Origin of the sequence: Streptomyces sp. LHD-70 (assembly GCF_031157275.1) — a bacterium.
In the GTDB taxonomy this organism is placed as follows: Bacteria; Actinomycetota; Actinomycetes; order Streptomycetales; family Streptomycetaceae; genus Streptomyces.
The window spans coordinates 11,611-28,312 of the sequence record NZ_JAVIFW010000027.1 but is presented as its reverse complement, the minus strand read 5'-3'; the positions used below and the strand labels follow the sequence as shown (position 1 = coordinate 28,312).

13 protein-coding genes are annotated in these 16,702 nt (G+C 73.7%); 4 read left to right on the top strand and 9 right to left on the bottom strand.

Annotated elements, in window-relative coordinates; genetic code table 11:
- Positions 1-95 precede the first annotated feature (95 nt).
- The 5 genes from RCO28_RS34865 to RCO28_RS34845 all read right to left on the bottom strand — a co-directional run bounded on the left by RCO28_RS34865 (position 96) and on the right by RCO28_RS34845 (position 7,021).
- Positions 96-1,496 (bottom strand): HAMP domain-containing sensor histidine kinase, encoded by a 1,401-nt coding sequence (locus RCO28_RS34865; RefSeq protein ID WP_308945375.1) that lies wholly within the window; start codon positions 1,494-1,496, stop codon positions 96-98.
- Entirely contained in the window at positions 1,433-2,152 is a 720-nt protein-coding gene (locus RCO28_RS34860) for a hypothetical protein (RefSeq protein ID WP_308945374.1), read from the bottom strand. The genes RCO28_RS34865 and RCO28_RS34860 overlap by 64 nt, the downstream gene beginning before the upstream one ends.
- Positions 2,153-2,364: 212 nt before the next feature.
- A complete protein-coding gene (locus RCO28_RS34855) occupies positions 2,365-4,374 on the bottom strand; it encodes an FUSC family protein (protein ID WP_308945373.1) in 2,010 nt (669 codons plus the stop codon).
- 64 nt (positions 4,375-4,438) lie between these two features.
- Positions 4,439-5,479, bottom strand: a complete 1,041-nt coding sequence (locus RCO28_RS34850; protein WP_374991307.1) for an endonuclease/exonuclease/phosphatase family protein — start codon at positions 5,477-5,479, stop codon at positions 4,439-4,441.
- A gap of 171 nt (positions 5,480-5,650) precedes the next feature.
- Positions 5,651-7,021, bottom strand: a complete 1,371-nt coding sequence (locus RCO28_RS34845; protein WP_308945423.1) for a PLP-dependent aminotransferase family protein — start codon at positions 7,019-7,021, stop codon at positions 5,651-5,653.
- Positions 7,022-7,104: 83 nt separating this feature from the next.
- On the opposite strand from RCO28_RS34845, the gene RCO28_RS34840 reads away from it, so the two are divergent.
- A complete protein-coding gene (locus RCO28_RS34840) occupies positions 7,105-7,896 on the top strand; it encodes an alpha/beta fold hydrolase (RefSeq protein WP_308945372.1) in 792 nt (263 codons plus the stop codon).
- A gap of 157 nt (positions 7,897-8,053) precedes the next feature.
- Here the strand turns inward: RCO28_RS34840 and RCO28_RS34835 are convergent, their stop codons facing one another.
- From RCO28_RS34835 to RCO28_RS34820, 4 genes are all read right to left on the bottom strand, one after another.
- Positions 8,054-8,941, bottom strand: a complete 888-nt coding sequence (locus RCO28_RS34835; RefSeq protein ID WP_308945371.1) for a hypothetical protein — start codon at positions 8,939-8,941, stop codon at positions 8,054-8,056.
- A 269-nt stretch (positions 8,942-9,210) separates the two neighbouring features.
- Positions 9,211-10,080, bottom strand: a complete 870-nt coding sequence (locus RCO28_RS34830) for an ABC transporter permease (RefSeq protein WP_308945370.1) — start codon at positions 10,078-10,080, stop codon at positions 9,211-9,213.
- The gene (locus RCO28_RS34825; RefSeq protein WP_308945369.1) at positions 10,077-11,117 is read right to left on the bottom strand and encodes an ATP-binding cassette domain-containing protein; all 1,041 of its coding nucleotides are present in this window, start codon (positions 11,115-11,117) and stop codon (positions 10,077-10,079) included. Before RCO28_RS34825 ends, RCO28_RS34830 begins: the two co-directional genes overlap by 4 nt.
- A 91-nt stretch (positions 11,118-11,208) precedes the next feature.
- Complete coding sequence (locus tag RCO28_RS34820) at positions 11,209-11,775, bottom strand: NAD(P)H-dependent oxidoreductase (RefSeq protein WP_308945368.1); 567 nt, start codon at positions 11,773-11,775, stop codon at positions 11,209-11,211.
- A 352-nt stretch (positions 11,776-12,127) separates the two neighbouring features.
- Between RCO28_RS34820 and RCO28_RS34815 the strand changes: the two genes are divergently transcribed.
- The 3 genes from RCO28_RS34815 to RCO28_RS34805 all read left to right on the top strand — a co-directional run bounded on the left by RCO28_RS34815 (position 12,128) and on the right by RCO28_RS34805 (position 16,660).
- Positions 12,128-12,577 carry an SH3 domain-containing protein gene (locus tag RCO28_RS34815; protein WP_308945367.1) on the top strand — a complete coding sequence of 150 codons (450 nt, stop codon included), beginning with the start codon at positions 12,128-12,130 and terminating at the stop codon, positions 12,575-12,577.
- Between the two features lie 147 nt (positions 12,578-12,724).
- Positions 12,725-13,126 carry a hypothetical protein gene (locus RCO28_RS34810; RefSeq protein ID WP_308945366.1) on the top strand — a complete coding sequence of 134 codons (402 nt, stop codon included), beginning with the start codon at positions 12,725-12,727 and terminating at the stop codon, positions 13,124-13,126.
- 171 nt (positions 13,127-13,297) lie between these two features.
- A complete protein-coding gene (locus RCO28_RS34805; protein ID WP_308945365.1) occupies positions 13,298-16,660 on the top strand; it encodes an AAA family ATPase in 3,363 nt (1,120 codons plus the stop codon).
- Positions 16,661-16,702: the final 42 nt, after the last annotated feature.

Genomic DNA, 16,702 nt, shown 5'->3' with positions numbered 1-16,702 from the left:
CGGGTACCACCGCTCACCCGTGCCGAGCCACACCGATGACCAGACCTCGGCACGGGTCCCGGTCCCGAACGGACTGCTCCCCCAGTTCGTGCGGCTCAGCCGGAGGGCAGGCGCAGCACCGTGCGTGCGCCGCCCTCCGGCCCATGGGTGAACTCCACGCCCACCCCGAGCACCTGGGCCTGGCCGAGTGCGATGGTCAGGCCCAGGCCGTGGCCCCTCCCGCGCCCCGGATCGCCCGTACGGAACCGCTGCGGGCCCTGCTCGATCAGCTCCGCCGGATAGCCCGCCCCGTGGTCGAGCACCTCGATCACCGGGCCGTCGACGGTCACCACCACGGGCGGACGGCCGTGCCGGTGCGCGTTGGTGATCAGGTTGGCGAGGATGCGGTCGAGGCGGCGCCGGTCCGTCTCCACCACCGTGTCCCGCACCACCCGCACCTCGGCCTCCAGGCCCGTGGCGCGCACCGCCCGCTCCACCAGCGGGCCGAGGGCGCAGGGCGCGAGGTCGGCGTGTTCGGCGCCCGCGTCGAGCCGGGAGATCTCCAGGAGGTCCTCGGTGAGGGAACGCAGCGCCTGCAGCCGGTCGTTGATCATCTCCTTGGGCCGGCCCTCGGGCAGCAGCCCGGCCGCCGCGACCATGCCGGTCAGCGGGGTGCGCAGCTCGTGCGCCACGTCCGCCGTGAACCGCTTCTCCGTCTCCAGGCGGGACTGCAGCGAGGCGGCCATGGAGTCGAGCGCCCCGGCCACGTCCCGCACCTCGTCCCGCCCGCCGCGCCCGCCTTTTCCGCCGCGCTCGCCGCGTCCGCCCTTTCCGTCCCGGCCGCCGCGTCCGCCCTTTCCTGCGCGCCCGTCGCGTCCGCGTTCGCGCCCGCCTTTTCGGTCACGGCCGCCGCGCCCGCCGCGCCCCGGTGTCATCCCGACCCGCGCGTCCAGATCGCCCTCGGTGATCCGCCGCGCCACCTGCGCCGTACTGCTCAGCCTGCGGCTGATCCCGGTGGCCAGGAAGATCCCGGCGAGCGTGACGGCCCCGGCGGCGAGCAGCGCCGAGCCGAGGATCGCGGTGTCGATGGCGGCCAGCCGGTCCCGGGTGTCCCGGTACGGCGACCAGACCGCGAGCGGCCTGCCGTCCGCGGGCGCCGCCGCCCACATCACGGGCTGCCCGCGCCGGGAGCCGACCATGCTGCCCTGCTCGCCCTCGGCCACCAACTCCCGGAGGGGGCCGGGCAGTTCACGGGGGTCGAGCGCGATCCGGTCGCCGCTCGTGGACGTCCCGTACTCGTACGCGGAGAGGGCGGCGTCGAGCTCCTGCCGCACCTCCTTGCGGACCTCGCCGACGGTCTGCCGGGCCACCACGTTGTGCACGAGGACGCCGAGGACCGCCGCGACCACACAGGACACCGCGGTGATCGTGAGGGCGATCTGCCAGCGCAGACTCACCGGTCCGCCCGCGGGCAGGGCTCGTCGCCGGTCCCGGTGCCGGTCCGGGGCGCGCGGCACTCGTCGAGGCTCAGGTCGTCCAGGGCCATGGCGCCCTTCCCGTCCCACACGTAGTCCGAGACGCTCACGTACACCGGGTTGCTGGTCGGTTCGCGTACGGCGAGGTGTCCGGCGGCGACCTCGACGCCCTCCAGGACGGCCCGCCGCGCGAGCACGCGGGTGACGCGGCCGGCCTCGACGGTGTAGACGCGCAGTTCGCTGGTACGGCCGTCCACGTCCACGGCGGTGATCAGCTCGTCCTTGCCGTCCCCGGTCAGGTCGTGCAGCACGGGCGGCCGCACCGGGCACGCCTGCCCCGAGCAGTCCGCGAGCAGCCGCACGGCCCGCTGGTCGACCAGCCGCCCGCTGCCGCCGTCCTGCTCGCCCGCGGCGGCGAAGTCGGCCCGTACGACGTCCAGCGGGTCGGCGTCCCGCATGTCCCCCGAGGGGACTTCGGGCACCCCGGGCACGGGCGCGGGCTTCCCCGGCTGCTGCCCCGGCGCGACGGGCGCGGGCCGGCTGTCCTGCCACAGCGCGAGCGGCTTGGTCACCTCGTCGATCCGCCCGTCACTGCGCAGCCCATCCACGTCGGCACAGCCGGCGGCCCCGGCGGCCAGGGTGAGGCTTCCGGCGAGCAGCACCGCGGTACGTCGACGGCGAGCGGTGCACGGGGTCATACGTCCATCGTGTCGACCCGGCCGGGAGTGCTCGCGGTGGATGGGCCGGACGGGGCAACGCGGGAGCGCCCCGAAAGGGGCGCGGGCCTGTGACATGTGCGGCTCCGCCACAGGGCGCGACCCGCCACGACGGGGCGGCAGCCGGGGTGCGGCGAGGGGCGGCTACGAGGTGCGGCTACGAGGGGCGGCTACGAGGTGCGGCCAGGGGACCTTCACGCCGGCGCCGACCCGCCCGGCCCCGCCACCGCCCGCGCCGCCGCGATCTCCCGCCGCAGGGGACCGAGCGTGCCGTCATCGTCGTCGAGCGGCTCGTGCGGACGGGGCACGGAGCCCTCGGCCGCCCGCCGCAGCGCGGCGTCCTCCCTCAAGTCCTCCGCCAGTTGCTCCAGTTGGAGCGAGAGTTCCTTGGACTCGGCGGGGGTGGGCCGGGGCGCGCCGTGGCGGATGCGGACGCGGGCGGAGGTCGTCGCGTCCACGACCCGTTCCAGGGCGACGACGAGCGGCCAGAACGCGGCGGCCCGCGTCCCGAACGGCGGCGGTTCGGTGAGGGCGCGCTGGAACTCCGTACGAACGACGGACAGATCGCGGTAGATGCGCCGACGCATGCGGGCGCGGGCCGCCGGGTCGGGGACGCCGGGAGTCGCCGGGTCGAGGAAGGCGCACTCGACGTACCGGGCGGTGTCCGCGACCGCGCCCGCCAGCCGGTCGCCGATCCGCGTGCCCCAGCTCTCCGGCCACAGCAGATAGCCCGCGACCAGGGCGATCCCACAGCCCATCAGGGAGTCGTACATCCGCGGTGCGATGAGGGCCGCGCCCTGGTGGTTGAGGACGTCGGAAAGGAGCAGGATCACCGGGGTGATCGCCGCCGTCTGGTAGCCGTACCCGCGCGGCGTCAGGGCCGGGATCAGCGGCGCGAGCAGCACAAGCACGGGCACGTCCCACCAGCCGCGCGGCACCTGCGAGAGCACCGCCGCCGCGAGCACCAGGCCCGCCGCCGTGCCGACAGCGCGCAGCACGGCCCGCGAGAACACCGAGCCGAAGTCCGGCTTCATGACGAAGGTGATGGTCAGCGCCACCCAGTACGAGCGCGGCACGTCGATCAGCGACACCAGGGACTGCGCGAGCCCGATGCACAGCGCGAGCCGCAGCCCGTACCGCCAGGACGCGGCCGAGAGCAGGACGTTGCGGGCGGCGCGGCGGACGCGGTCGCGCAGGGCGGCGGGGCGGCCGAGCCGGTCGTCCACGTTGCCCGGGTCGGACTCGGCCAGCGCGTCCGCCGCGTACCGGACCGCCGCGTCCACCGCGTGCGCGGCCGGACCCTGCGGGCCCTCGGGCAGCCGCAGCCCGACGGGCCCGGCGAAGCCCCGCTCCACCGCGTCCGCCAACGACCGCACGGCGTCGGGCACTTCGGGCGGCAGCGGACGCCCGCGCTCGTACGCGGCCGGCGCCGCCTCCACGATCGGGATGACCGCGTTGAGCTGCGCGAGCAGCCGTACGAGGTCCGGGTTGCGGGCGTGGTAGAGCGCGCGCCGGGCGAGCACCACGTCGTACGCCTGGTTGAGGGAGTGCGTGACGTCCTGCCGGGCCGCCGCGTACGCCTCCGGGTCGGCGCCCGCCTTCTCCAGGAGGTCGGCCACGGTGCGGTACGCCCCGGCGACCGTGACCCGTTCCGGCACCCCGGACCGCACGGGCCAGGCGAGCAGCGCGAGCGTGAGGACGAGCAGGCCGCCGCTGGTCATCAGGAGCGGCGCGATCCACCAGTCGTCGCCCGGCATCGGGAGGCCTGCCCCGACCACCGAGTTGAGCAGGAGCAGCAGCCCGGACACGGACGCCACCGCGCCGACCGTGGAGATCATCCCGGAGATCAGCGCGATGGCCGTCACGACGGCGACGGCGACCCAGCCGTGTCCGTACACCAGCGTGCCGAGCGTGACGCCGACCGCGCCGAACAGCTGCGGCACGGCGATGTTGTAGACCCGCATCCGGTACGCGGTCGCGGTGTCGCCGATGACCCCGGACAGGGCGCCCATCGACGCGAGCGCGCCGTACGCCGGGTAGCCCGCCGCGAGCCCGACCGCCAGCGGCAGCGCCATCGCGACGGCCGCGCGGGCGACCGCGGGCCACGGGATCGGCGCCGGCTGCGGCTTCAGCGTGCCGAGGCTCCGGACCAGCCACTCGGGCGGGGCGAGTCGGGCGGCGGTGAACTCTCGGGGCCGGGGCATGCGCCCATTATCTGCGGGTCGTCCCAGTCGGGGTCGTCCCAGTCGGGGTCATCCGCGTTCGGGGTCATCCGCGTTCCGGGGCTTGGCGCGCGTGCAGGGTTTCTCGCGTGTGCAGGGTGAGGTCGACGACCAGTGAGCGGTGGTCCGTGTGCGGCAGATCGAGGAAGCGTGCGTCGCGCGCCGTGAAGTCCCGGCTCACCAGGACGTGGTCGATCTGCGTGCCGAGCGCCGGTGCGCCGGACGCCGTCGACGCCGGCCAGGTCGGTGTGCGCGCCCCGCCCGCGAGGCGGGTGCTGTCGCGCAGCCCGGTGTCGAGGATGCGGCGGAACGCCGCGTGGTCCTGGCTCGCGTTGAAGTCCCCGGCGAGCACGGTCGGCTGCCCGGACCCGACGCGCGCCCAGCGTTCGAGCTCCGCCAGCTCGGCCCGCCACAGCCCGACTCCGCCGGGCACGGGCGGCATCGGATGCGCGAGCTGCAGCCGTACGGAGTGCCCCTCGACCTCCGCCACCGCTCCCGGCATGCCGAGCGTGCCGTCCACACCGGGCCCCGGCTTCAGCGGATACCGGCTGAGGATCGCCGACCCCTCCGCGCCCGTCGCCTCCACGAGCGTGCGGTACGGGAACCGCTTGCCGAGCCGCTCCTTCAGCGCCGCCGCACAGCCCGGGTCACACTCCTGGACGAAGACCAGATCGGGCCTCTCTCGCCGCACCGCCGACAGCAACTCCTCGGTGGCGCCGCCGAACTCGATGTTCGACGTCAGTACGCGCAGCTGCGCCACCGCCCGCCCCTCCGGCTCGGCCGTTTCGCCGTACGGCCGGCAGAACCAGCCGGTCACGGCCAGGACGACCGCACCCCAGACGAGCCCTGTGCGCCAGCGCGCGAGCGCGGCGAGCGCCGCCGCTACGGCGGCGGGCACGAGCAGCCAGGGCAGGAACGCGAGCAGCTGCGGCACGGGGGTCACGCCGTCGACATCGAGGACCCGGCAGAGCAGGACCACGCTCACGCCGGTGAGGGTGAAGGCGGCCGTCCAGCGGGCGAGCGCGCGCCAGGGCCCGCGCCCGCGCCGCCGGTCCGCGCGGGCGCCCGGGGCGCCGCCGGCCCGGATCTCGTCGCTCCGGATCTCGTCGCTCCGGGTGTCCGTCTCCACGTCGTGGTGGCCTTTCGCCGGTGATGTCTCAGTGTGTCGTGCCGGAATCCGACCTCGGGGCTTCTCCCCCCTTGAGACGAGAGGCGAGGGTGGGGGGTTGCACCGTCTCCCACTCCCAGGGGGCCCGTTTCACGTGAAACACCGCGCCGGTCCCGCCTCCGCGATCGCCGCCAGCGTCCGCAGCGCCGCCTCCAGTACGTCGTACGGCGGCGACGCGAGGCCGATGCGTACGGTGTCCGGCGCCGTCGTCGCGCCGGCCGCGAAGGCCGCACCCGGGGTGACCGCGATGCCGTGGGCGGCGGCTGCGGCGGTGAAGGTCTCGCCCCGCCAGGGCGCGGGCAGCCGCCACCAGGCGTAGTACGCATGCGGGTCGGTCTGGACGTCATGACCGGTCAGGCAGGCCGTGACGCGAGCGTGCCGGTCCGCCGCGTCGGCGCGCTTCGCGGTTGCGAGGCGGTCCGCCGTGCCGTCGGTCAGCCAGCGCGTGGCGGCCTCCAGAGCGAAGCGGCCCGCCGTCCACCCGCCGGAGCGCAACGCCGCCGCGGCCCGCTCGTCGTCCGGCCCCGGCGTGACCAGGAGGCCCACCGAAAGACCGGGCGCGATCCGCTTCGACAGGCCGTCCACGACGTACGTGAGCTCCGGGGCGTACGCCGCGAGCGGTTCCGGCGCCTCCGGGTACAGGAACGACCAGATCCGGTCCTCGACGACCGGGAGCGGTGCCTGCAGCCCCAAGTCCCTTACAGTCTCGGCCAGTTCACGGCGCCGCGCGTCCGGCATCGTCACGCAGGTCGGATTGTGCAGCGTCGGCTGCACGTACAGCGCGCTCAGCGGCGCCCCGCGATGCGCCGCCGCCACCGCCTCGGGGCGCAGCCCGTGTGCGTCGGTGGCCAGCGGCACCAGCGTGAGCCGCAGCCGCGCCGCGATCTCCCGCACCACCGGGTACGTCAGCGCCTCCACGCCGACCCGCCCGCCCGGCGGCACCAGCGCGGCGAGCGCCCCGGCGATGGCCTGCCGCGCGGTACCGGTGAACAGCAGCCGCTCGGGACCCGGGCGCCAACTCCCGTACGCGAGCAGCGCACTTGCCACCGCCCGCGCCCCCGGCGTCCCGGCAGCGGAGGCCGTCTGCGTGGCCTCGGCGAACACATCCGGGCGCAGCAGCGGCCCGAGGCTCGCGCTCAACACCTCCGACTGCCCCGGCGCGGAGGGGTAGTTGAGCTCCAGGTTGACCTCGGCGGGCAGTGCGGGCGGCTCGGTCAACGCGCGACCGCTCGGCTCCGGCACGGCCCGTACGTACGTCCCGCGCCCCACCTCGCCGACGACGAGCCCTCGCCGCACCAGCTCGCCGTAGACCCGGCTGGCCGTGGACGGCGCGATCCTGCGGCGCCGGGCGAACTGCCGCTGTGGCGGCAGCCGGTCGCCGGGCCGCAGCCGCCCGCGCGCGATATCGGCGGCCACGGCATCCGCGATCCGCCGAAAGTCCCGGAACTCCTCGCCGCCCATGACGCCCCCGGTGCCGTACGGGATTGCTCCGACTACAAACCCATCCATTGCTCCGACCGTAACCCCCTCCTACGCTCCCGACCATGGCAGACGCACTCATCTCCGACGGCGTCCGGATCGCCTACGACGCGGTCGGCCCGGCCGGCGCGCCCCCCGTCGTCCTGATCCACGGACACCCCTTCGACCGCACCCAGTGGGCGCCCCAACTCGCCGCCCTCGCAATGGACTTCCGCGTCATCGCACCCGATCTGCGCGGCTACGGCGCCTCCACCGTCGTCCCCGGCACCACCCCGCTCGACGTCTTCGCCCAAGACATCGCTGCCCTCCTCGACCGGCTCGGCGTCCAGCGGTTCGTCCTCGGCGGGCTGTCGATGGGCGGCCAGATCGCCATGGAGTGCGTACGGCTCTTCGGCGACCGCATCACCGGCCTCGTCCTCGCCGACACCTCTCCGCAGGCCGAGACGGACGAGGGCAGGACCTGGCGCCGCGCCCTCGCCGAGCGGCTGCTCCGTGAGGGCATGAAGGGGTACGCGGACGAGGTGCTGCACCGGATGGTCGCCCCGCACTCCGCCCCCGAGGTCCAGGACCACGTCCACCGGATGATGTGCGCCACCGACCCGGAGGGCGCGGCGGCAGCCCTCCGCGGCCGCGCCGAACGCCCCGACTACCGCACCCTCCTCAGCCGCGTCACGACCCCGACCCTCCTCGTCGTCGGCGCGGAGGACACGTACACCCCGGTCGCCGAGGCCGAGTCCCTGCACAGCACCCTCCCGGACTCGACCCTCCACGTGATCGAGCGCGCGGCCCACCTGCCGAACCTGGAGCGTCCGGAGGAGTTCAACGCGGCACTTCGGGGGTTCCTGGCGGGGGTCTGAGGGTCGCTGGTGCTGGTGCTGGTGCTGGTGCTGGGTGCCGGGTGCCGGGTGCGGGGCGCAGGTGGAGGTGCGGGTGCCGGGTGGGGGTTGGGGGGCGATGGGGCTGCGGGGTGCGGGGTGCGGGTGTGGCTCGCCCGGGGGCTGGCGCCGGGCGAGCTCAGCCCCGGCCGGTCCGTTGGCCGCGGCCCCAGCCGAAGCGGCTCGACACCCAGGCCGCCAGGGCCACCAGCAGGGCGAGGGCGAGGATGATCCAGGACGCGGTGCGCAGGGACTCCGTCAGGGCGTCGTAGACGGCGGCGACGGCCGGGCGGGACAGCTCGGGCGGCAGGTCGCCCAGGGTGCGGCTTCGGCCCACGGCCACGGCGACTTCGAGCAGCGCCGCGCTCAGGGCGAGGCCGAGCGCCGTGGCGATGACGGCCCGGCGGCGACGTACCGCGAGGCCGATGCCCACCGCCGCACACAGCACCGCCGCGATCGGCAGCCAGATCCCCGCGACCTGCAGCATGTGGAACCCCTTCCCCAGGGTGCCGAGGTTCTCCAGGACCGTGATCTCGGTGTGCTCGACCGGGATGCTGCGCGCGAACGGCACACCGTCCTCGACGAGTTGCTCCCTCACCTGCTCGATGATCGGCGCGAGGTCGAGGGTGACGGCACGGTCGCCGCCTTCGTTCAGGGCGTCCTGCACCGCGTCGTGCGCGGCCCGGTTCGCGGCGTTCCAGGCGGTCCTGAAGGTGCTGGTCTCCGTGAAGGACAGCACCGCGTCCTGGAGGAACGGTTCTACGGCGCTCTGCAGCGGGCCCACGTCGATGTGCTGCATGATCTCCGCGCTGATCGCGTCCGCCACGGCCTGCTGCACGTCCGGGTCGTTGGCCAGCGGCGCCATCGTGGCGACGTAGTTGTCGGCGTCCCCGATCTCGTACTTCGCCCACGTCGACGCCGCCCCCAGCGGCGCAAGGAGGCAGGCGAGCACCAGCAGGACCACGGCCAGGACCGCCCGCGCCCTGCCCGCCCCGCTCCGCTCGCGTACCTCCCGGGAACTCCGCACCCGTCCAGGCAAGAGCGCCGCCCGCCCACCCGCGACCGGTGTTGCTGCGGCCGAGTGGCCGGGCCGGGGAGATCGACACCTATGGAGCAGCAGCAGTGGTAGCGGCGGCAGCAGTGGCAGTGGCAGTGGCAGGTGCGGCAGTGGTGGCAGCGGCAGGAGCGGCGCCGTGTCGATGCTGTGCCGCGTGCCCGACGGGCCTCGTGTCGTCCGGCGGGGGCCGGGTGTCCCCGTCGGCGCCCGGCCCCCAACCCCCGTATTCAGGTGGCTGTTTACTTGCGGTTGTAGAGGCGCATCGTGATCGGGCCGAATACCGCGACCAGGAAGGCCGCCCAGCCCAGCGTCCAGATCAGCTCCGCGCCGGGCCACTCGCCCTGCATGAAGGAGCGGACGGACGAAGAGACGTGCGTGACCGGGTTGTTGTTGACGAAGGCCTGCAGCCAGCCCGGCATCGTCGAGGTCTCCACGAAGATGTCGCTGAGGAAGGTCAGCGGGAAGATCACCATCATCGAGACGCCCATCACGGACTTCTCGGTGCGCAGCATCAGGCCGAACATCGTCCACACCCACGAGAACGCGAACGAGAACACGACGAGCAGCGCGATGCCTGCCATCACTCCGGCCACTCCGCCCTCCGGGCGGAATCCGAGGATCAGGCCGACGGTGAGGATGACGAGGGAACCGAGGACGTACCGCAGCATGTCGCCGAGGAGATAGCCCACCATCACCGAGGGGCGCCAGATCGGCAGGGTTCTGAAGCGGTCGAAGACGCCCTTGTCGATATCGGTGTTGACCGAGACGCCCGTGTACATCGTGATCATCACGATCGACATCACGAGGATGCCGGGCAGCAGCCGCTGCAGATACTCCTGCGGCGAGCCCGCGAGCGCCCCGCCGAAGAGGTACGTGTACATCAGCACCATCATGATCGGGAAGGCGGTGACGTCGAAGAGCTGCTCGGGGACGTGCTTGATCTTCAGCATGGCCCGCCACCCGAAGGTGACCGACGCGGAGAGCGCGCTGGGGCGCGGTGGGCGGTCCTTGGCGATGAGGAGTTCGGCCAGCGACTCGGTGGAGACCGCGGCGAGTTCCTCCGGGGCTCCGCCTGCGCCGGGGGCGTTCGTCTGGGTCGCGGTGCTCATGCCAGTGCCTCTTCCTGTGCGTCGTCGCGCGGGTCGGTGGGGGTGCCGCCGGGGGTGGCCGGGCGGTCGGTGAGGGCCAGGAACACTTCGTCCAGGCTGGGTTGGCCGAGCGAGAAGTTGTCGACGGTGATCCCGGCACGGGCCAGCTCCGCCAGCGCGCGGGAGGCCTTCTCGGCGGCCGCGGTGCCGTTCCCGTCGCCGTTGCTGATGCGCGCGGTGAGCGCCAACGGGTCGGCCTCCAGCAGCACTTGGGCGTCGAGGGCCTTCTTCAGGAGCTGCTCGGCCTCCGGGCGCTGCTCGGCGTCGCGCAGCCGTAGGTGCACGGCGCCCGCGCCGACGGACGACTTCAGCTCGCCCTTGGTGCCCTCGGCGATCACCTTGCCCTGGTCGATCACCGCGATCCGGGCCGCCAACTGGTCGGCCTCGTCGAGATATTGGGTGGTCAGCAGGACCGTGGTGCCCTGGGCGACGACCGCGCGCACGATGTCCCAGACCTGGTTGCGGCTGCGCGGGTCGAGACCGGTCGTGGGCTCGTCGAGGAAGAGCAGGTCCGGGGTGTTGAGGATGGAGGCGGCGATGTCGATACGGCGCCGCATGCCGCCGGAGTAGTTCTTCACCTGCCGGGGCGCGGCCTCGGTGAGGCCGAAGGCCTCCAGGAGCTGCTCGGCGCGCTGTGCGGAGGCCCGCTTGGAGTGGCCGGTGAGCCGGCCGAGCAGCACCAGGTTCTCGGTGCCGGTCAGGTCCTCGTCGACCGAGGCGTACTGACCGGTCAGGCTGACCCGGCTGCGGACCGCGTCCGCCTCGCGCACCACGTCGTGCCCGAAGACGTGCGCTTCGCCGCCGTCCGGTCGCAGCAGCGTGGCGAGCATCTTCACGGCGGTGGTCTTGCCCGCGCCGTTCGGCCCGAGCACGCCGTAGACGGTGCCGGCCGGGACGCTCAGGTCGATGCCGTCGACTGCGCGGTTGGCCCCGAAGGTCTTCACCAGACCCGCGGTCTCGATGGCCAGGCCGGTCGAACGGCCAGTCTGGTTGCTCATGGGTCTCCGGTCCTTTCTTGTTCCTTGTCGTGGAAGCCGGGCGGCTTCTCGGTCTGGCGGCTTCTCGGTCTTCGGGGTGCTCCGTACGGCGTCAGGAGGGGTACGGGTGGGCCGCGCGGGCCGTGCGCAGTGCGTGACCCCACCAGACGAGCTGGTCGAGCATCGAGGTCACCGCCCGGCTCGGCCGGTTCTCCGGGCCCCGCGGCAGTTCGTCGACGAGGTTGAGACCGACGCCGTCGCGCAGACTCATCGCATGCAGCTCGGTGAACACGCACCGCAGTTGCTCGACTGCGTACAGTCCCAGGCTGTCGTAGCCGTAGCTGACGAAGCCGACGGGCTTGCCGTGCCATTCGTCGTACGCGAAGTCGAGCGCCTGCTTGAGGACGGCAGGGAAGCTGCGGTTGTACTCGGGCGTGACGACCACGAAGCCGTCGGCCCGGTCGACGTGGCGGGCGAAGCGGCGCATCGCGTCGGTGGGGGCGGAGGGGTAACGCACGGGCAGGTCCGTGTAGTCGACGAGGTCCACGACGTCCAGCTTCAGGTCCTCGCGCTGCGTGGCGCGCTCGAGGAACCACTCCGCGACGCTGCCGCCGACGCGTCCCTCGCGGGTGGATCCCACGATCACCGCGACCGCGAGCCGCTCCTCCGCCTTCGTCATCACACCCCCTGCCCACCTCTCCGCTGTCCGCGTCGTTCGTCGAGTTCTGCATGGGCGGCTGTCGTGCTTGTCGTGCCTGTCATGCCTGTCGTGCTTGTCGCGCCCCTGCTGTCTCTCGCTGTCTGCTTCTGTCTCTTGGGCGCGAGATCGGATCGCGCGGCCGCCAGATTCGATCTCGCGGGGATCTCGCGGAATCGGACGGGGGCTGGCGGCGGTCTGGCAGCGGGTCTCGCGCCGGTAGGGCAACGGTCCGTGACAGCCAACAGCCCGTCGGCCGAGCCGAATCGCCGAGCGGATTCGTGGCGTCGGGTGTTTCCTTGAGGATGGGGAAGGGGGGCGAGGAGGTCGCTCCATGCGTACGACCAGGTCCTTGCGCACTCTTGCCGCCACCGCTTTCGCGAGCGGCACTTTCATCGCCGTGAGCTTCGCCTCCGCGGCACCGGCGATGGCTGGGAACGACGGCTCCGTACGGGGCGTCGTCGTCTCGCACCGTGACATCAGCCTGCGGGCGGACCCCAACCCCGTTTCTGCGAAGGTCGGTTCACTTCCGCCGGGCGCACGTGAGCTCATCGAGTGCGCCACGCTCAGCACCCACGTGAACGGCAACCCGTACTGGTACTGGCTGGGCGGAGGCCACGGCTGGGCGAGTGGCGCGTACATGAAACCGGAACGACAGGCTCCGATGTGCGACGACACCGGCCGCAACCACCACCAGAACCGGGGCGACTGGAACCAGCACCGGAACGACCCGGACCCCTGCTGGTCCGACTGCCAGTGCCAGGACTCCTGCCGCGATCACTGAAGAGAGACCGCCCGGCGCCGCTGAGGGCACCACCGGGCCCTGCTGAGGACCACCGCCGGGCGGGTCGCCGCCCGACTTGCCGGGGGACCTGCCCGGGTGTGCTCTTGAAATGCAGGGGAGTGACTGCGAGGACGAGAGGACGACCTCATGGCACACGCCGCACCAGCACCTGTACGTGCCCACCGCCCCACTGGGTCGACGACCTGGCTGGCCCCGCTGCTCGCGGTCGCCTACGGCCTGTGGGCCGCGGCCAACCACCGCGACGGCGGCCCCATCACGACGGGCAATGTCCTGTACGGCATCGTCGCCGGAGTCGTCTTCGGGGCCGTCTACTTCGGCCTGCGGTCGATGTCCGCGCGCCTGCCGCGCGAGCTGCGCGCCCTGGCCTGGGGCTCGTTCACCGGCATCGCCTTCGGCTTCCTCTACAGCCTGACCGACGCGAGCATCCTGAGGTCCATCGGCAACGCGGCCATCGTGGGCGCGGTGGTGGCCGGCGCGATGTTCTACCGCTACTACACGACCGAGGACGCCAAGGGCCATCACGACTGAACGGGAGCCTACTGAAGCGGAGTTGACCTCGCCGACCGCGAAGGTCCCTGGTGCCGTCGGCCAGGCCGGGGTCAGTCCCGCCGCGCCCGATTCGGTCCGTGAGCCCTCCTGGCGCCGAAGTTATCCACAGGCCCCGCCGGCTGTCAGTGGCGGCGCCTATGGTTTCGAAGCATGACCCCAGCCGCTCTCATCGGACGAGACCACCCGGCGGCCGTGCTGCGCGCCGAGGTGGACCGCGCCGTGCACAGCCACGGCGGGCTCGTGCTGGTCACGGGCGAGCCCGGAATCGGCAAGACGACCCTGGTCACCCAGGCCGCGCATGAGGCGCGGGACAGAGGCGCCCTGGTGCTGACGGGCGCCTGCTGGGCCTCGGACAGCGCGCCGGGGTACTGGCCGTGGGTGCAGGTCGTGCGCGCCCTGCGGCGTGCGGTGGGGGAGGAGCGGTTCGCCGCGGCCCAGGAGACCGTCGGTTCGGAGACCTCGTGGCGGCTCGGCGCGCTCCTCGGCGAGTCCCCGGTGCCGGGTGCCGACGACCCGACGGCCGCCTTCCACCTGTACGACGCGGTGACGACGGCGCTGGTCACCGTCTCCCAGGACCAGCCCGTGGTGGTCGTCCTCGACGACCTGCACTGGGCGGACACGGCCTCACTGAAACTGCTCGAATTCGCCGCGGGACACGCGTGGTTCGAGCGCCTGCTGCTGATCGGGACGTACCGGGACGCGGAGGTGGACGCCGAGGGCCACCCGCTGCGCGACCAGATCCTGCCCCTGGTCGCGAAGGGCACGACGCTCAGCCTCGCGGGCCTGACCCGCGCCGAGACGGGCGCCCTGGTGGAGCGTACGGCGGCCCGGGAGCCGGACGAGCCCACCCTCACCGAACTGCACCGCTTCACGGGCGGCAACCCGTTCTTCGTGGAGCAGTCGGCCCGCCTGTGGGCGGCGGGCGGCACACTCGGCGCGGTCGCACCAGGTGTGCGTGAGGCGGTGCGGCGCCGCCTCGGCCTGCTGCCCGCGGCGGTCAAGGACCTGCTGACGACGGGTGCGGTGCTCGGCAGGGAGTTCCACCGCCAGGTGCTCGCGGCCGTCGCGGGCGCGCCGGTGGCACACGTCGACCGCCTCCTCGACCAGGCGGTCACGGCCCGATTGATGACGTCCCTGGGCAACGGCCGCTTCGCCTTCGCCCACGATCTCGTACGGGAGACCCTCCAGGAGGAGCCCGCCCCGGACGAGGCCCGCGCGCTGCACGCCGCCGTGGTCGAAGCCCTGGAGCGGGCGCCCGACCTGGCCGCGAAGGTGTTCCCGGCGGACCGCGCCCGGCATGCCTACGCCGCGGGGGACGAGGTGGCGCCCGAGACGGCGGTGCGGCTGCTGCAGGAGGCCGCGCACGACGCCGGGTCGCGGCTCGCCCTGGAGGAGCAGGTGGTGCACCAGCGGAGGGCGGCGGAGCGCGCCGTCGGCCTGGAGGACCAGGGCAGGCGGGTCCTGGTCGCGCTGGCGCTCGGAGAGTCCCTGCACCACGCGGGCGAGGAGGACGAATGCCGTGCCGCCTTCGACGAGGCCCTGGACCTGGCCCGCTCCCTGGACGATCCGACGCTCCTCGCGCGCGTGGCGCTCACGCTCTACAGCAGGCAGTTGGCCGGCCTGTTCGGCACGGACGGCCCGAGCGAGGCGGACGAGCTGCTGCGCGAGGCGCACCGCGCGCTGGTCGGCGGGGACAAGCAGCACAGCGGACCGCCCGCGCGCGGCGGCGCCGTCGTCGACCGCACCGAAGGGCGCCCGGCGAGCGAACTCGCCCAGGAACTCAGCGTCCGCAGCGCCGTCCTGGCCCGCAGGCACGCGGACGACGAGGCGCTCGGCTTCAGCCTGTGGGCCCGCCACCACGCCATCTGGGGTCCAGGCACGGCGGCCGAACGGGTCGCGCTGGTCGAGGAGTTGACCGCGATCGCCCAGCGCTCCGACGACCTGGAGGGCGAGCACTTCGCCCGCGCGCTGCACTGGGTGGCCCGCATCGAGCTGGGCGACCCGCGCTATCTCGACGAGTACCACGCGTACGTGGCGCATGCCGAGCAGTCCGGCCTGCCTCTCATGGGCGTGGGCGCGGCCATCGACCAGTCCATCGTGTGCGCCCTCGGCGGCCGCTTCGCACAGGCCGAGAGCTTCCTCACGGAGGCCTTCGGGTACGCGAGCAGAACCGAACCCCACACGCACTTCCTCCCCCTCCTGGAGCACCACCGCTGGACGCTGGCGCTGCTCCAGGGGCGGTACGAAGGAGTGGACGAGGTGCTGCGCAGCCTGGAGCGCGGGCACCCCTGTGCGCGCCTCCTCTTCGGGATCACGGCGGTGGAGCGCGCCGAGGAGGAGGGCGCGTCCCGGGCCGAGTTGGATGCGGCGGTGGCGTACGCGCGGGAGCTGCTCCCGGAGCCGGGCCCGGAGTCCGGCCGGGAAGCGGAGCCGCACCCTCGTACGGCCGACATCGACCGCGGTTTCCTGCCGTTGCGGCTGCGGTTCCAGGCGCAGGCCGCGGCGGCCTCCGGGGACCGCGCGCTGTGCGCGGCGGCCCGCGCGGCGCTCGTGCCGTACGCCGGGCAGTGGGCGGTGTCGATGTTCGGCTGGGACATCAGCGGCCCCGTCGTGCACTGGATGGCCGTGTGCGACGCCGCGTCGGGCCGCCTGGAGGAGGCGGAGCAGGGCTTCACGAGGGCGTACCGCTCGGCCGAACTCCTCGCGGCCAGGCCCTGGTCGGTGCTGGCCCGCGCCCAGCTCGCCGAAGTCCGCGCGGCTCGCGGTGAGGACCCGGCACCGCTGCTGACCGAGGTCGTACGGGACGCGGAGGACCTCGGCATGCGGCAGGTGCTGCGCCGCATGAGCCGGCTGCGGGAAGGCCGCGCGGCACCCAAGCCGACGACCCCACCGGCCGCCCTGGCACAGCCACCGCCCTCCCGCGAACCGGTCGGCACGGCAGACGTTCCCGAACTCCCCCCGTCCGCGCACGAGTTCCGTTTCGACGGCACGGTCTGGACGCTGACGTACGCCGGTCGTACGACACCCATGCCCGACGCCAAGGGCCTGCGGGACCTGCGGCAGTTGCTGTCCCGCCCGGGCGACGACATCCCGGCCGTGCACCTCCTGGCGCCCGAGGGCGGGGCCGAGGTGGTCGCGGCCCGCAGCCTCGGCGGGGACGCGGTCCTGGACGAGGAGGCGAAGCGGCAGTACCGCCTCCGACTCGAACGCCTCGACGAGGAGATAGACCGCGCGGCGGAGAGGGGCGCCACGGAGCGCGCGGCGGAGTACGACCGGGAGCGCAAGGCCCTCCTGAGCGAACTCCGCGCCGCAGCGAGCCTCGGCGGCCGCACCCGCCGCCTCGGCGACGAGGCGGAGCGCGCCCGCAAAACGGTCACCGCCCGCATCCGCGACACCCTCCGCCGCCTGGACACCCGCCACCCCGAACTGGCCGCGCACCTGCGGGAGTCGGTCTCGACGGGCAGCACGTGCGGGTACAGACCGAAGGGCGGGGCGCCGGACTGGCGGCTGTGAGGCTCTCGGGCCGCGGCTCGGCCGGAGCGTCCCGCCCTTGAA

Coding starts and splice junctions, on each gene's coding strand:
- RCO28_RS34860 (WP_308945374.1), bottom strand. CDS start 2,152: ATGACCCCGTGCACCGCTCGCCGTCGACGTACCGCGGTGCTGCTCGCC.
- RCO28_RS34855 (WP_308945373.1), bottom strand. CDS start 4,374: ATGCCCCGGCCCCGAGAGTTCACCGCCGCCCGACTCGCCCCGCCCGAG.
- RCO28_RS34845 (WP_308945423.1), bottom strand. CDS start 7,021: ATGGGCGGCGAGGAGTTCCGGGACTTTCGGCGGATCGCGGATGCCGTG.
- RCO28_RS34840 (WP_308945372.1), top strand. CDS start 7,105: ATGGCAGACGCACTCATCTCCGACGGCGTCCGGATCGCCTACGACGCG.
- RCO28_RS34830 (WP_308945370.1), bottom strand. CDS start 10,080: ATGAGCACCGCGACCCAGACGAACGCCCCCGGCGCAGGCGGAGCCCCG.
- RCO28_RS34825 (WP_308945369.1), bottom strand. CDS start 11,117: ATGAGCAACCAGACTGGCCGTTCGACCGGCCTGGCCATCGAGACCGCG.
- RCO28_RS34820 (WP_308945368.1), bottom strand. CDS start 11,775: ATGACGAAGGCGGAGGAGCGGCTCGCGGTCGCGGTGATCGTGGGATCC.
- RCO28_RS34815 (WP_308945367.1), top strand. CDS start 12,128: ATGCGTACGACCAGGTCCTTGCGCACTCTTGCCGCCACCGCTTTCGCG.
- RCO28_RS34810 (WP_308945366.1), top strand. CDS start 12,725: ATGGCACACGCCGCACCAGCACCTGTACGTGCCCACCGCCCCACTGGG.
- RCO28_RS34805 (WP_308945365.1), top strand. CDS start 13,298: ATGACCCCAGCCGCTCTCATCGGACGAGACCACCCGGCGGCCGTGCTG.